General features: G+C 71.9%; 12 protein-coding genes and 2 pseudogenes. 13 read left to right on the top strand and 1 reads right to left on the bottom strand.

Features of this window, described 5'->3' with window-relative positions; translation table 11 throughout:
* Window positions 1-426 precede the first annotated feature (426 nt).
* From ACWGJO_RS01225 to ACWGJO_RS01165, 13 genes and pseudogenes are all read left to right on the top strand, one after another.
* Window positions 427-981, top strand: coding sequence for a type 1 glutamine amidotransferase domain-containing protein (locus tag ACWGJO_RS01225; RefSeq protein WP_452181567.1), 555 nt, complete (start codon window positions 427-429; stop codon window positions 979-981).
* 504 nt (window positions 982-1485) lie between these two features.
* Window positions 1486-1638 carry a hydrophobic protein gene (locus tag ACWGJO_RS01220; RefSeq protein WP_452181566.1) on the top strand — a complete coding sequence of 51 codons (153 nt, stop codon included), beginning with the start codon at window positions 1486-1488 and terminating at the stop codon, window positions 1636-1638.
* 132 nt (window positions 1639-1770) lie between these two features.
* Window positions 1771-2190, top strand: coding sequence for a CBS domain-containing protein (locus ACWGJO_RS01215; RefSeq protein ID WP_452181565.1), 420 nt, complete (start codon window positions 1771-1773; stop codon window positions 2188-2190).
* 377 nt (window positions 2191-2567) lie between these two features.
* Window positions 2568-3188 (top strand): DNA polymerase ligase N-terminal domain-containing protein, encoded by a 621-nt coding sequence (locus ACWGJO_RS01210; RefSeq protein ID WP_452181564.1) that lies wholly within the window; start codon window positions 2568-2570, stop codon window positions 3186-3188.
* Window positions 3188-4210 carry a non-homologous end-joining DNA ligase gene (gene ligD / locus ACWGJO_RS01205; protein ID WP_452181563.1) on the top strand — a complete coding sequence of 341 codons (1023 nt, stop codon included), beginning with the start codon at window positions 3188-3190 and terminating at the stop codon, window positions 4208-4210. The genes ACWGJO_RS01210 and ligD (ACWGJO_RS01205) overlap by 1 nt, the downstream gene beginning before the upstream one ends.
* Window positions 4207-5195, top strand: a pseudogene (ligD, locus tag ACWGJO_RS01200) (non-homologous end-joining DNA ligase). Before ligD (ACWGJO_RS01205) ends, ligD (ACWGJO_RS01200) begins: the two are co-directional and overlap by 4 nt.
* Window positions 5195-5806 (top strand): endonuclease, encoded by a 612-nt coding sequence (locus ACWGJO_RS01195; RefSeq protein ID WP_452181562.1) that lies wholly within the window; start codon window positions 5195-5197, stop codon window positions 5804-5806. The pseudogene ligD (ACWGJO_RS01200) and the gene ACWGJO_RS01195 overlap by 1 nt, the downstream one beginning before the upstream one ends.
* A gap of 37 nt (window positions 5807-5843) precedes the next feature.
* Entirely contained in the window at window positions 5844-6890 is a 1047-nt protein-coding gene (locus tag ACWGJO_RS01190; RefSeq protein ID WP_452181561.1) for a cation diffusion facilitator family transporter, read from the top strand.
* Between the two features lie 750 nt (window positions 6891-7640).
* Window positions 7641-7844, top strand: a pseudogene (locus ACWGJO_RS01185) (hypothetical protein); the annotation flags it as partial.
* Between the two features lie 160 nt (window positions 7845-8004).
* Entirely contained in the window at window positions 8005-9189 is a 1185-nt protein-coding gene (locus ACWGJO_RS01180; protein ID WP_452181560.1) for an alcohol dehydrogenase catalytic domain-containing protein, read from the top strand.
* A 65-nt stretch (window positions 9190-9254) separates the two neighbouring features.
* Window positions 9255-10220 carry an SDR family NAD(P)-dependent oxidoreductase gene (locus tag ACWGJO_RS01175; protein WP_452181559.1) on the top strand — a complete coding sequence of 322 codons (966 nt, stop codon included), beginning with the start codon at window positions 9255-9257 and terminating at the stop codon, window positions 10218-10220.
* A gap of 72 nt (window positions 10221-10292) precedes the next feature.
* The gene (locus ACWGJO_RS01170; RefSeq protein WP_452181629.1) at window positions 10293-10796 is read left to right on the top strand and encodes a hypothetical protein; all 504 of its coding nucleotides are present in this window, start codon (window positions 10293-10295) and stop codon (window positions 10794-10796) included.
* Between the two features lie 50 nt (window positions 10797-10846).
* Window positions 10847-12313, top strand: coding sequence for an aminotransferase class I/II-fold pyridoxal phosphate-dependent enzyme (locus tag ACWGJO_RS01165; protein ID WP_452181558.1), 1467 nt, complete (start codon window positions 10847-10849; stop codon window positions 12311-12313).
* 11 nt (window positions 12314-12324) lie between these two features.
* Here ACWGJO_RS01165 and ACWGJO_RS01160 read toward each other — a convergent pair whose 3' ends face one another.
* Window positions 12325-13422 (bottom strand): carboxylate-amine ligase, encoded by a 1098-nt coding sequence (locus ACWGJO_RS01160; RefSeq protein WP_452181557.1) that lies wholly within the window; start codon window positions 13420-13422, stop codon window positions 12325-12327.
* Window positions 13423-13455 lie beyond the last annotated feature (33 nt).

The following is a 13455-nucleotide window of genomic DNA, read 5'->3' as shown; positions in this document are numbered from 1 at the left end:
CGGTCCCGGCACCGTGGGGGCGCCGGGGTGGGCCTATGAGCGCGGCTAACCGCTGGTGCCGCGATGAAACCGGCCTTCGCAGCATCGGCACGGCGGGCGCTCGAAGCTTCGGGCAGTGTCACCGGGTCCGGCACGTCCGGCCGGAAGGCGTGCCGGACGCACCCGTGTGGGCGCCCCATGTGGCGGGATGGCCGCGCCCATGCCGGACGGTCTCGGGTCTCGAAGTCGGCAGGCCTTGGCCTCCCGACCAGTGGAGAGGTGTTCGTACGTGCGACGGGCCGTGGGTGGACGCGGGTGATCGAGCGGGCAGGAAACGGGGGTGTGTGGAAGCCTTGAATCTGCTCACCGCAGCGCACTGACGCTGTCAACCGGTGTCCCCGGGCCATCGGCGCCCAGACACGACACATGCCGGAAGGACCGCTGCTCATGGCCACGTTGCAGGGAAAGACCGTCGCGTTCCTCGCCGCGCCCGAAGGCGTGGAACAGGTGGAACTGACCCAGCCCTGGCAAGCGGTCGCCGAGGCCGGTGGCACAGCGCGCCTGGTGTCCACGAAGAGCGGCAGGATCCAGGCGTTCCACCACCTGGACCGCGGCGACACCTTCGAGGTGGACGACGTCGTCGCCGACGTCTCGGCCGACGAGTACGACGCCCTGGTGCTTCCGGGCGGCGTCGCCAACCCGGACGCGCTGCGGCTCGACTCCGCCGCAGTGGGCTTCGCCAGATCCTTCTTCGACGCCGGGAAGCCCGTCGCCGCCATCTGCCACGCCCCGTGGACGCTGATCGAGGCCGATACGGTCCATGGGCGCACGCTCACCTCGTGGCCCAGCCTGCGCACCGACCTGGTCAACGCCGGCGCCCGATGGGTCGACGAGCAGGTCCAGGTCTGTACCGCCGGACCCAACGTGCTCGTGACCAGCCGCAAGCCGGACGACCTGGATGCGTTCGGCGCCGCGCTGGTCACCGTCTTCGCCAAGACTTAGCGGCCGGCGACCACACCGACCGACATGCGTGGGCAGCGGTGCTCCCCCGCACGGACTGGCCATCCACTCCTGGGTGTCGTCAGGGCCTGCTGCCGGTGTGGGGGCGAAGAACTCCCGCAATCGCCGCACCAAGCCGCGCTCCGGTGGCGGCAGCGGATCTACCGGCTGCGCCGACAGAGCCTCGGTCCGGGGAAGGCCGACGGTCAGTTCCTTCGGATCCCGGAGCCGGTATCCCAGGTGCTGCAGCTCCGGGAGGGCTTTCGCCGCACGCACCTGCGGGGAGGAGCTGGGCTTCCTCGTGGGCGTCGTGGCCGGTGGTCTGCCCGGTCAGCCGTGCCACCGGGCGGTCGACGTTCGGGCGCGCGCCGCGAAGCGGCTGGCACTAGGCACGGACCCGTGCCCCGTTTCCCTGTCGTTCCTGAGTTCTCCGCCGAGCCTCTTTTCCCCGGGACGGGGTGTAGCTGAATGCGCCTGGGGCACACGCGGCTGCGGAGGTTGATACTCATGGGTGCGTTGATCACCGTTCTGCTGCTGGCGCTGATTCTGGGCGGTGCCGGATTCGCCGTTCATGTGCTCTGGTGGGTCGCTCTCGTCGTGCTGGTGCTCTGGGTGCTCGGCTTCGTCTTCCACGGGAGCGGTCGCTGGTACAGATGGTGAACCGCCTGGTGAACCGCCTCCGACCAAGCCGCCCCGGGGCACTCACGCCCTCTATGACCAGCGGTGGGACCGGCCGAGGCCGGACAGCCGCGAACAGGACCGATCGCCTCTCGAACCGAGGGAGGTAGCACCATGGCACAGCGAATCCGAGAGATCATGACCACGAACCCGGTCGCCGTCGGCCCGCTGACCTCACTGACCGAGGCCGCCCGCCGGATGCGTGACGCCGACATCGGAGACGTCCTGGTGGTCGATGACGGTCGGCTCCGCGGCCTCGTCACCGACCGCGACCTCCTGGTCCGCGCCATGGCCGAGGGCAAGGACCCGGGCCAGACGACCGTGCACGAGGTCTGCAGCGACGACCTCGTTCGCGTGGGACCCGATGACGATGTCGCGCGAGCTGTCGACCTGATGCGCGACCACGCGCTGCGCCGCCTGCCCGTCACCGAGGACGAGCGCCCGGTGGGCATCGTCTCCCTGGGTGACCTCGCCCTCGAACGGGACCGCCGCTCGGCGCTCGCGGATATCAGCGCGGCCGAGCCCAACAGCTGACCCAGGCTCCGCAGGAGTGGGCGAGCACGACCGCGCAGCCCACCCCGGGAGCCGTAACCTCCCAGGGGGTGCCGTGAGCACACCTCCCAACGATCCGGTCCCACCGAACCCCACGCCCGCACCGGGGCCAGGGCCGGGCCCCGGCCCGCTACCCGGGCCGCTGCCCGGACCGGGCGGACCCGATCCCGTGCCGCCGGCTCCGCCACAGCCCGAGCCCGATCCCCAGCCGTCACCCGTTCCAGGACCGGAGCCGCGGCCTAAGCCGGGCCCTCTGCCCGGGCCCGGCCGCCCCGAACCGGTCACATGACGCGTTCGGTCCAGCGGTCGGCGGCTGGTCGCCGCCCGGTGTACGGCGTGCCCGAGAGGAGGAGCCGACGATGGCCGGCAAGGACGCTCTGGCCGAGTACCAGCGACGACGCGACTTCGCGAGGACGAGAGAGCCCCGGGGCTCCGACACCGACAGGACCAGTGGGCGCCCCGTCTTCGTGGTGCAGATCCACGACGCGAGCACCCTCCACTTCGACTTCCGGCTTGAGGTCGACGGGGTGCTGAAGTCATGGGCAGTCCCCAAGGGGCCCTCCAGCGACCCGCACGACAAGCGGCTCGCCATGCCCACCGAGGACCACCCGCTCGAGTACGCGGACTTCGAGGGTGCCATCGCCGGGGGCGAGTACGGCGCCGGGAGTGTGATCGTCTGGGACGAGGGCACCTACCGAAATCTCGCCACCGACCGCAGCGGCAGGGAGATCCCGTTCGCGACGGCGCTCGACAACGGCCACGCGTCGTTCTGGCTGGACGGCAGAAAACTGCACGGCGGCTACGCCCTCACCCGTATCCGTACCGACCGGTCCGACCGCCGCGAGGCCTGGCTGCTGGTCAAGCACGACGACCGGCACGCCTCGGCCCGCGGCACACCGGAGCCCACGCGCGCCCGCTCCGCGCACACCGGCCGCACGCTCAAGCAGGTCGCCGCCGACGCCGCACCAGGGGATCCGTGATGACCTCGCTGCTCGACCGGCTGCCCGCCGACCAGCTCAGCCGCCTTCGTCCGGCCCCGCGCCGCGAGGACGGCGAGGCCCAGCGGCCCATGCCGGCCGTGCTCTCCGACCGCCGCTCCTTCTACGACGCCTGGCTGTTCGAACGGAAGCTGGACGGCGTACGCGCCCTGGCCGCCCGCGACGGCGACCGGGTCCGCCTGCTCTCCCGAGGAGGCCAACTCCGCACCGCCACCAACCCGGAACTCGTCGACGCCCTCGGCACCCAGCACTGCCGGGACTTCGCCGTGGACGGTGAGATCGTCGCCCTCCACCACGGACGAACCGACTTCTCGCTGCTGCAGCAACGCAGCGGCCTGACCGACCCCGACGCCGCCCTTGCCAGCGGCGTCCCCGTCCTCTACTACCTCTTCGACCTCCTGCGCCTGGACGGGCGCGACACGACCGCCCTGCCGCTGCGCACCCGCAAGGCCCCGCTCCGCGACGCCCTCGACTTCGACAACCCGCTGCGCTTCACCCCGCACCGCAACACATGGGACCAGGACCTGCTCGACCACGGGTGCGCCCGCGACTGGGAGGGCCTGATCGCCAAACGGGCCAACTCCGCCTACCTCCACCGGCGCTCCGGAGACTGGCTCAAGCTCAAGTGCAGCTTCGGCCAGGAACTCGTCATCGGCGGCTTCACCGAGCCCGCCGGCACCCGGGTCGGGTTCGGTGCGCTCCTGGTCGGCTACTACCAGGACGGCGATCTGCGCTACGCGGGCAAGGTCGGCACCGGCTACCACACCCGCACCCTCCTGGACCTTCGCCGACGCCTCGACACCCGCCGGCAGGACCGCCGACCGTTCACCGACGAGATCCGCGAGCGCGCCCTCCACTGGGTCCGCCCGGAACTCGTCGCGCAGATCGGCTTCACCGAGTGGACCCGCGCCGGCCTGCTGCGCCACCCCCGCTACCTGGGGCTGCGCGACGACAAGCCCGCCACCACGGTGGTCCGCGAACAACCCCTCGGAGGCACCCGATGAACCCCACCGCGACAGCGGAGCTCCGGGCCGGCCGGCACACCGTGCAACTGAGCCGCCCCGACAAGGTGTTCTTCCCCGACGACGCCATCACCAAGGCCGACCTGGCGCGCTACTACCGCACCGCCGCCCGGCACATGCTGCCGCACCTGCGCGGCCGGCCACTGATGATGGAGCGCCACCCGGACGGGATCGACGGCGGCACCTTCATGCAGAAGGACGTCCCCGACTACTTCCCCCACTGGATCCACCGGGCCGAACTCCCCAAGGAGGGCGGCACCGTCACCTACGCCGTGTGCGACGACGCGCCGACCCTGGTCTACCTCGCCGACCAGGGGTGCATCACCCCGCATCGCTGGCTCTCCAGGACGGACCGGCCGGATCACCCGGACCGCCTGGTGTTCGACCTCGACCCTTCCCCGGCCGGCGGCCGGGGGCGCTCCCGTGGCGACGACTTCGAGTCCGTGCGCGACGCCGCCCGGCACCTGCACGGCCTGCTGGACGAGCTGGGACTGCCGTCGGCGGTGATGACCACCGGATCCCGCGGGCTGCACGTCCTCGTGCCGCTGGACCGTCACGCTCCCTTCCACGACGTCCGCGCCTTCGCCCACGACGTCGCCGGCCTCCTCGCCGCCCGGCACCCCGACCGGCTCACCACGGCCCCCCGCAAACAGGACCGCAACGGACAGCTCTACCTCGACGTCCAGCGCAACGCCTACGCGCAGACCGCGGTGGCCCCCTACGCCGTACGCGCCCTGCCAGGCGCCCCGGTCGCCACGCCGCTGACCTGGGACGAACTGGAGGATCGCGGCGTCGACGCCAGGCGCTGGACCCTGAAGACCGTCGCCGAGCGCCTCGACCAGAACCCATGGCAGAACACCCTGCGACACAGCCGCTCCCCACACCCGCGCGCAGGCGGCTCGCCGCCCTTGTCCGGCCCTCGGACGCACCCGCAGCCGAATCGGACCGAACAGGCGGGTCCCCCTGATGAACACCGCAGAGCAGATCTCCCAGCTCCTGGACGAACACGGCCGCACCTACGCCGACGAGGCCGGCATCACGCTGCGCGACAAGCCGTCGCCGCTCTACCAACTGCTGGTGCTGGCCGTCCTGTGCTCCGCCAGGATCAAGGCCGACATCGCCACCGACGCCGCCCGCGAACTGTTCCGAGCCCGCCTGCGCACCGCCCGCACCATGGCCGACACCGACTGGCAGACCATCGTCGACGCCCTCGGCCGGGCCCACTACCGCCGCTACGACGAGAGCACCGCCACCGCCCTCCTCAAAGGCGCCGAACTCCTCCTCGAGCGCTGGAACGGCGACCTGCGCCGCCTGCGGCAGGAAGCGGACGGCAGTCCCGGGCGACTGCGCGAGCTGCTCCAGGAGGTCCCACGGATCGGCCCGGTCGGTGCCGCCATCTTCTGCCGCGAGGCGCAGGGCCTGTGGCCCGAGCTGCGACCGTTCTTCGACGGGCGCGCCCTGAGCACCGCCCGCTCGCTGGCTCTGCCCGCCATCGCCGAGCACCTGGCCGAACTGGTGGCACCGGATGACCTGCCGCGCCTGGCCGCCGCACTGGTCCGGGCCGGGCTGGAGCACTGATCCCCTCGCCGCTGGCACGGCGGCCTTCCACGAAGTGATGGGCATGAACACAGACGGCACCTCCGGCAATACACGGGCTGGCCGTGCCCACCAGGACCGTGCGACCCGGGGCACGGTCCTGGTGGCGCTGCTGGCGAACGTCGTGATCGCCGTGGCCAAGGCGGTGGCCGGGACGGTGGCGTCGTCTCCCGCGCTGCTGGCCGAGGCCGCGCATTCGGTCGCCGACAGCCTCAACGAGGTGTTCCTCCTCGCCTCGCTGAGCCGCAGCCGGCGCCGCCCGGACACCCGGCACCCGTTCGGCTACGGCAAGGAGAGGTTCTTCTGGTCGCTGCTGGCCGCGGTCGGGATCTTCGTGACCGGCGGCTGCTTCTCCTTCTACCAGGGCCTGCACGCCTGGCTGACGCCGTCAGCCGAGCCCGAGAGATACCTGGCCGTCTACCTGGTCCTGGCCCTCGCGCTGGTCATGGAGGGCGCCTCTCTCACCCGGGTGCTCTTCCAACTGCACCTCCAGGCCCGTGCGCAGGGCCGTCGGCTCTGGCAGCAGATCAGGCAGAGCGGTGATCCGACCGTCCGGACGGTGCTCGCCGAGGACTCCACCGCGGTGTTCGGGGTGCTGCTGGCGGCCGGCGGCGTGGCTGCTCACCAGCTCACGGGCTCCCGGATGTGGGAGGCTGCGGCCGCACTGGCCATCGGCGTCCTCCTCATCGGGGTGGCGTTCCGGCTGGGTCACGAGGCCCGCGGCCTGCTCGTCGGACAGGCCGTGGACCCCCGCCTGCAGCAGCGGGCCCGCGCGCTGCTGGCCGAACAGGACGAGATCGACACGGTGACGACGGTCCTGACGATGCGGCTCGGCGCCGACTCCGCCCTGCTGGCGGCCCGCGTGGACCTGCGGGAGGGCCTGGACAGCGAGGAGGTGGAGGAGGTGTGCGTGCGCATCAAGCGCCAGCTGCGAGAAGCGTGCCCGGCCTTCGACCAGGTGTTCCTCGACATCGTCGACGCCGACCTCGCCGAGCGCGTCCGGGCGTCCGCCCTGAAGCAGGACCTGGATCGTCTCGTCGCCGAAGAAGACGGGCACGGAGAGTGAGCGGCATGACCCGGTCGGGAACGGGATGTTGCTCTACGGGGTGCCGTGGCACACCCGACCCCGGTGGTGGCGGTGCTCGGCGTCATCGACGACGTCACCGCCGCACCCCGATCGGCTTCGGCGAGGAGGGGCCGCCGGCGCCGCCCCACCGACCGAGCCCTTCTCCCTCCTCGCCGCCGCAGCAGCACGGGCAGCCATAGACCGCGCCGTCCCCGTGTGTGGCCGGTGGAGTGCCGGGTGCGGTTGCGGCCGTGATCCATCGCGGAGGTGAGCACGGAGATCAGGAGCGACCGCATCGCGGACCCCTGCGGCACCTGCACCCCATACGGAAGGAGCGAACCCCGGTCCCCCGGGTCCGCTCCTTCCTCACGCCCGGCACGGCGACGGACGCGGCGGAGCGGTGGGTGCAGACCGCCTTCCTGTTGCGCTCCCACGGCGACGTGCACAGCGGCGTCGCCCGCTACAAGCCGAACTCGCTGGACGGCGGTTGCCCGTCCTTCGCCGGCACCGGGGAACACGCCTACATCGAACACCCCGTCCCGATCGCGGCCACAGCCACGGTCCGCGAAAGGCCCGCCTCGTTCGCCGACCACTTCAGCCAGCCGCGCCAGTTCTGGCTGAACCTGAGCCCCGTCGAGCGCGAGCACGTGATCGCCGGACGCGTCCGCGCGCGGCGCCGACCACCACGGTGCCCGCGAGGCCAGGTCAGCGCCGTCGCTCGGCGGCCGGCCCGCCCTCGACTTTCGTGCCGTCCTCCTCGTCAACGAGGCCTACCGGCACGCCAAGCCGCTCGCCGGCCTCGCGGGCGCCCGCGGCCTGTGGGCGGCGGCGGGGCTCGATCCGCAGGCCCCCGGCGTGTTCACCGCCACCGACGCCGCGCAGGCCGTCTCGGCCCTGGTGGAACAGCTCGGCACCCACCGGGTCTGGGAACGCTTCCCGGCAACGGCGAACTGAACCTCCCGTCCTCATGGCCGCGGGGGTTCGGGCTTGTTGCCGGGCCGAAGCGATGGCTTCGGCCCAAGCAACAGGCCTGCGTGGGGGTGCCCGTTTTCGCGGCAGGTAAGTGGACAGACGCGGAAGAGCGAGTGTTGGTACGACCCCGTGAGGAGTGACGATGAAGGCCCTGACCTGGCACGGCCGGCGGGATGTCCGTGTCGATACCGTTCCCGATCCGGCGATCAAGGATCCGACCGATGTGATCATCAAGGTGACCACCAGCGGCCTGTGCGGCTCGGACCTCCACCTCTACGAGGTCCTCGGTCCGTTCCTCGACGTCGGTGACATCCTCGGCCACGAGCCCATGGGCATCGTCCAGGAGGTCGGGCCCGAGGTCACCGCCGTGGCGGCGGGCGACCGGGTGGTGATCCCGTTCAACGTGTCCTGCGGGACCTGCCACACCTGCGGGCAGGGCCTGCACTCGCAGTGCGAGACCACCCAGGTGCGGGAGTACGGCAGCGGCGCCGCACTGTTCGGCTACACCAAGCTCTACGGGCAAGTCCCCGGCGGCCAGGCCGAGCTGTTGCGCGTCCCGTTCGGGAACAACCTACCGATCAAGGTGGACCACGGCCCCGAGGACGACCGCTTCGTCTTCCTCTCCGACGTGCTGCCCACCGCGTGGCAGGCCGTCGAGTACGCGGATGTGCCCGCAGGCGGCAGCCTCGTCGTCCTGGGCCTGGGGCCGATCGGCGACATGAGCTGCCGGATCGCCCTGCACCGCGGCGCCGGTCAAGTGATCGGCGTCGACCTCGTCGGCGAACGCCTCACCCGAGCCAGGCGCCGGGGCGTGCACGTCCTGGACCTCCACGAGCACGGCAAGGACCTCTCCGACGTCATCCGTGACCTCACCGACGGCCGCGGCCCGGACGCGGTCATCGACGCTGTCGGCATGGAAGCCCACGGCTCGCCCGCAGCGAAACTCGCCGCCCAGGCCACCAACCTGCTGCCGAGCGCCCTGGCCGCCAAGATGATGGAACACGTCGGCATCGACCGCCTCCACGCCCTCTACCTGGCCATCGACATCGTGCGCCGCGGCGGCATCATCTCCCTCTCGGGCGTCTACGGCGGCCAGACCGACCCGCTGCCCCTGCTCACCATGTTCGACAAGCAGATCCAACTCCGCATGGGCCAAGCCAACGTGCACCGCTGGGTCGGCGACCTCCTGCCCCTGCTCACCGACGACGACCCGCTCGGCGTCGACACCTTCGCCACCCACCACGTCCCGCTCGACGAGGCCCCCGCGGCGTACGAGATGTTCCAGAAGAAGCAGGACGGCGCGGTGAAGGTGCTCTTCAAGCCCTGAGCCCCGCATGCGCACTGCGCACTGCGCACTGCCGACGAGAGCCCCCGAACCCCCGGGAGTCCACCATGACCGCACGACCCCACCGCTTCGCGGGCCGCACCGCCCTGGTCACCGGCTCCTCCCGCGGGCTCGGCCTGCTCATCGCCCGGGAACTGGCCCGCCGCGGCGCCCGCGTGATGCTCTGCGCCCGAGACGCCGACGCGCTCGGCCGGGCCGAACAGCATCTGCGAGCCGACGGCGCCGAAACCGCCTCCCTCGCCTGCGACCTCACCGACCCCCACGCCCCCGGCAGACTCCTGGACGCGGTGCACGACCGATTCGGCCCACTCGACATTCTCGTCAACAACGCCGGAATCATCCAGGTCGGCCCCCTGGAGGCCCTGCGCGAGGAGGACTTCCGCCAGGCCATGGAGACCATGTACTTCGCGCCACTGCGCCTCACCCTCGCCGCGCTGCCCGACCTGCGGGCCAGCGGCGCCGCCACCGTCGTGACGGTCTCCTCGGTCGGCGGCCGGATCCCCGCCCCTCACCTGCTGCCCTACGTGGCCGCCAAGTTCGCCGCCGCCGGGTTCTCTCAGGGCCTGCGGGCGGAACTGGCGGGAACGGGAGTGAGCGTGACCACCGTCCTGCCGGGGCTGATGCGCACCGGATCGCACACCGCCGCACGCTTCCACGGTCGCCCCGGATCCGAGTACTCCTGGTTCGCCGCCGCAGCCTCCATGCCGCTGCTCTCGATGGACGCCGAACGCGCCGCCCGCGCGATCGTCCGGGCGGCCGGGCGTCGCCGCCCCGAACTGGTCCTCACCCCGGCGGCCAAGGTCGGCGTCCGGTTGCAGGGGCTCGCGCCCGCCACCACCGCGCGGCTGCTCGGCCTGGTCTCTCGGACCCTGCCCGCCGCCGGTGGCCGGCCACGCCACGATGTCCAGGGCGCCCGCGCGGCGGAGCAGTCCAGCCTGCCGGCATGGGTCACCGCCCTCGGGGACCGGGCAGGCGCGCGGTTCGCGGAACCTCGCCCGCGCACCGAGCCCTGAGCGCGCCTCGGCACCGCACCCACCGGCCCCCGCCGGGCCGATGCGGCCCACCCCAGAACGGAACACGGGCCGATACGCCTGAGAACCAGTGACCCTCGCAGCCCGGGATACCGGCGCCATCCGGGCGACCGGCTGCTGGTTCATCGCCAGAGCTGGCAGTGGCACGAGATCCACGGAAGGGACCTCAACGCGTACCTGCACGAGGCCAGCGGAACCGACCTCACCGCCAAGGACTTCCGCACCTGGGACGCCACCGTCCTCGCCGCGGCGGGCCTCGCCGTGTCCCACCCCATCGCCGGCGGCCCGCAGGCCGCGCGCAGGGGCGCTGAGTCCAGGGCTATTCGCGAGGTCGCCCACTATCTGGGCAACACCCCCGCAGTCTGCCGTGCCTCAATACGTCAACCCGCGCCTCATCGAACTCTTCGACGAGGACGTCACCATCGCACCGGCCCTCGCAGAACTCGGCGCGGACGAGGCGCCGGTCGCCGCGCACGGCCCAGTCGAGGACGCGGTCCTCACCCTGACACGCCGAGCCGAATGCCGCCGGCCACGGGGATGAGCTGCCCTACGGGGTGATGCCCCGGGCAGGGCGTTTCTCCTCGCGGCGGCCAGGGAACGCGGGATCCATGGATCACGAGAAGGCACCGGTACTGGAAGCACTCGCCGCCTATCACCGGGACGGTCAGCTGCCGTTCACGCCGCCCGGGCACAAACAGGGACGCGGCACCGATCCTCGCGTGCTCGAGGTGCTGGGCGCGGCGGTGTTCGCCTCCGATGTCCTGGCCACGTCGGGCCTGGACGACCGCACCTCCTCCCACGGCATCCTGCAGGGGGCACAGGAGCTGATGGCGGACGCGGTGGGCGCGCAGCACACGTTCTTCTCGACCTGCGGGAGTTCTTTGTCGGTGAAGTCGGCGATGCTGGCGGTCGCCGGCCCGCACGAGCAGCTGATCGTGGGGCGCGACGCCCACAAGGCGGTCGTGTCCGGGTTGATCCTCTCCGGCATCCGGCCGATCTGGGCCGAGCCGGCCTGGGACTCGGAGCTGCATCTGGCGCACCCGCCCTCGGCGGAGGCGTTCGCGAAGGCGTTCGAGGAGCATCCGGACGCCAAGGGAGCGTTGGTGACCAGCCCGACGCCGTACGGGACCGGCGCGGACCTTGCGGCCATCGCCGAGGTCTGCCACCGGTACGGCAAGCCGCTGATCGTGGACGAGGCGTGGGGGGCTCACCTGCCGTTCCACGACAAACTGCCGACATGGGCGATGGACGCCGGCGCGGACGTGTGCGTCACCTCCGTCCACAAGATGGGCTCCGGCCTCGAGCAGAGTTCGGTATTCCACCTCCAGGGGGACCTCGTCGACCCGAAGGTCCTCAAACAGCGCGGGGACCTGCTCGGTACCACGAGCCCCTCCGTGCTGATCTATGCCGCCCTCGACGGCTGGCGCCGCCAGATGGTCCAGCACGGCACGCAGCTCTACGACCACGCGCTCGACCTCGCCCACCGCACCCGCCGCGCAATCGACGGGATCGACGGCATGCACGTCCACGGCCGCGAGGACTTCTGTGGCCCCGGCCGCGCGGCCGACCTCGACCCGTTGCAGGTCATCGTCGACATCTCCGCCCTGCACGTGAGCGGCTACGACGCCGGGGACTGGCTGCGAGCGCACCACCGCCTCAACCTCCACGTCTGCGACCACCGCCGCATCAGCGCCCAGCTCACCCACGCCGACGACGACCAGAGCACTGCACGACTGCTGAACGCCCTCACCGACCTCGCCCGCCGCGCCGCCGAGCTGCGCCCCGCCGCACCGATCCACATCCCCGGCCCCCATGAGCTGCGCCTGGAGCAGGCCATGCTGCCCCGCGACGCGTTCTTCGGCCCGACCGAACAAGTGCCCTGGCGCGAGGCGGCGGGGCGGGTCACGGCGGAGATGCTGACCCCCTACCCGCCCGGGATTCCCGCCGCACTGCCGGGCGAGCGCCTGAACCGGGACGTGCTGGAATACCTGCACAGCGGAGTGCGGGCGGGCATGGTGGTCCCGGACGCGGCCGATCCCGACCTGGACAGTGTGCGCGTCGCCGTCGAGGACTGAGACCGGGCCGGTCACACGCCGGTGGTCTGGTCGGTGATCATCGCCACGAGTCCGTCGCGGCCCTCGGCACGCAGCCGGCGCAACTGGCGGACGGCGCCGTTGCCGTCCCGCAGCAGGCGCTCCAGCACAGGCACGATGTGCCGTTCATCCGCACTGTTTTCGATCACCGGGGCAATGCGGTCCAGGAGCGCGCCCACCGCATCACCGACTGTGGACAGCCTGCCGGAGCGGGGGTCGAACACCGCGCTCGTGCAGCCGTGCCGGGCGCTGTGCCACACGGCGGCCGCGAGCATCTCCTGCTCGACAGGTGGGACGCCGCACCGGGCCTCCGCGTCACTCAGAGCGCGGGTGGCCAGAGCGCGTACGACGCCGGCGAGCATCACCGCTTCGTCCGGACGCAGCTGGACGTCCATGGCGCGAATCTCGACGGTGGGGAAGCGCTCGGACAGGCGGATGTGCCAGTAGACCTGTTTGATATCGCGAATCAGCCCGCCGTCCACCAGGGCCCGGGTACGCCGGTCGTAGGCGCCGGCGTCGGGGAAGTGCGGCGGCGGCCCGCTCACGGGCCAGCGGCCGAAGACAATGGTGCGCCAGCTCGCGAACCCTGTGTCCGTGTTCTGCCACAGCGGCGAGTTCGCGGCGAGCGCGATCAGCAAAGGCAGCCATGGACGCAGTCCGTTCATTACGGTGACGCCCGCGCCGCGGTCGGGGATGCCGAGGTGGACGTGCATGCCCGTGATCAGCTGCTGATCGGTGAGTAGCCGGGTGTCGGCGTGCATGGCGCGGTAGCGAGCGGTGTCGGTGACGGGGACCGGCAGCCGGTCGGTGAAGGGCGCGGCGCCGCACGCGGCGAGGCGGCAGCCTTCCTGCCGGGCGGCGTCGCCGAGGGCCAGGCGCATCCGCAGGAGGTGCCCTCCGGCTTCCTCCAGGTCGTGGCAGATGGGGGTGGCGATCTCCAGCTGTGCCTGGAGTAGTTCTCGCTGGACCTCGTCGCGCTCCAGGGCGGGTTGGAGGCGGGCGGCCTCTCGAACTTGGGCGGCGCGGGCCGCCGGGAGCCCGGTGGTGGGGTCGAGCAGGAGGTATTCCTCTTCGATGCCGAGGGTCACCATGCTGGGCATGTACCCGGGTGCGGAAGGCGCATG

The sequence above is a fragment of the Kitasatospora sp. NPDC054795 genome (genome assembly GCF_053611565.1).
This window is presented reverse-complemented; position numbering and strand designations above follow the sequence as displayed.

Coding starts and splice junctions, on each gene's coding strand:
- ACWGJO_RS01225 (WP_452181567.1), top strand. CDS start 427: ATGGCCACGTTGCAGGGAAAGACCGTCGCGTTCCTCGCCGCGCCCGAA.
- ACWGJO_RS01220 (WP_452181566.1), top strand. CDS start 1,486: ATGGGTGCGTTGATCACCGTTCTGCTGCTGGCGCTGATTCTGGGCGGT.
- ACWGJO_RS01215 (WP_452181565.1), top strand. CDS start 1,771: ATGGCACAGCGAATCCGAGAGATCATGACCACGAACCCGGTCGCCGTC.
- ACWGJO_RS01210 (WP_452181564.1), top strand. CDS start 2,568: ATGGCCGGCAAGGACGCTCTGGCCGAGTACCAGCGACGACGCGACTTC.
- ligD (WP_452181563.1), top strand. CDS start 3,188: ATGACCTCGCTGCTCGACCGGCTGCCCGCCGACCAGCTCAGCCGCCTT.
- ACWGJO_RS01195 (WP_452181562.1), top strand. CDS start 5,195: ATGAACACCGCAGAGCAGATCTCCCAGCTCCTGGACGAACACGGCCGC.
- ACWGJO_RS01190 (WP_452181561.1), top strand. CDS start 5,844: ATGGGCATGAACACAGACGGCACCTCCGGCAATACACGGGCTGGCCGT.
- ACWGJO_RS01180 (WP_452181560.1), top strand. CDS start 8,005: ATGAAGGCCCTGACCTGGCACGGCCGGCGGGATGTCCGTGTCGATACC.
- ACWGJO_RS01175 (WP_452181559.1), top strand. CDS start 9,255: ATGACCGCACGACCCCACCGCTTCGCGGGCCGCACCGCCCTGGTCACC.
- ACWGJO_RS01165 (WP_452181558.1), top strand. CDS start 10,847: ATGGATCACGAGAAGGCACCGGTACTGGAAGCACTCGCCGCCTATCAC.
- ACWGJO_RS01160 (WP_452181557.1), bottom strand. CDS start 13,422: ATGGTGACCCTCGGCATCGAAGAGGAATACCTCCTGCTCGACCCCACC.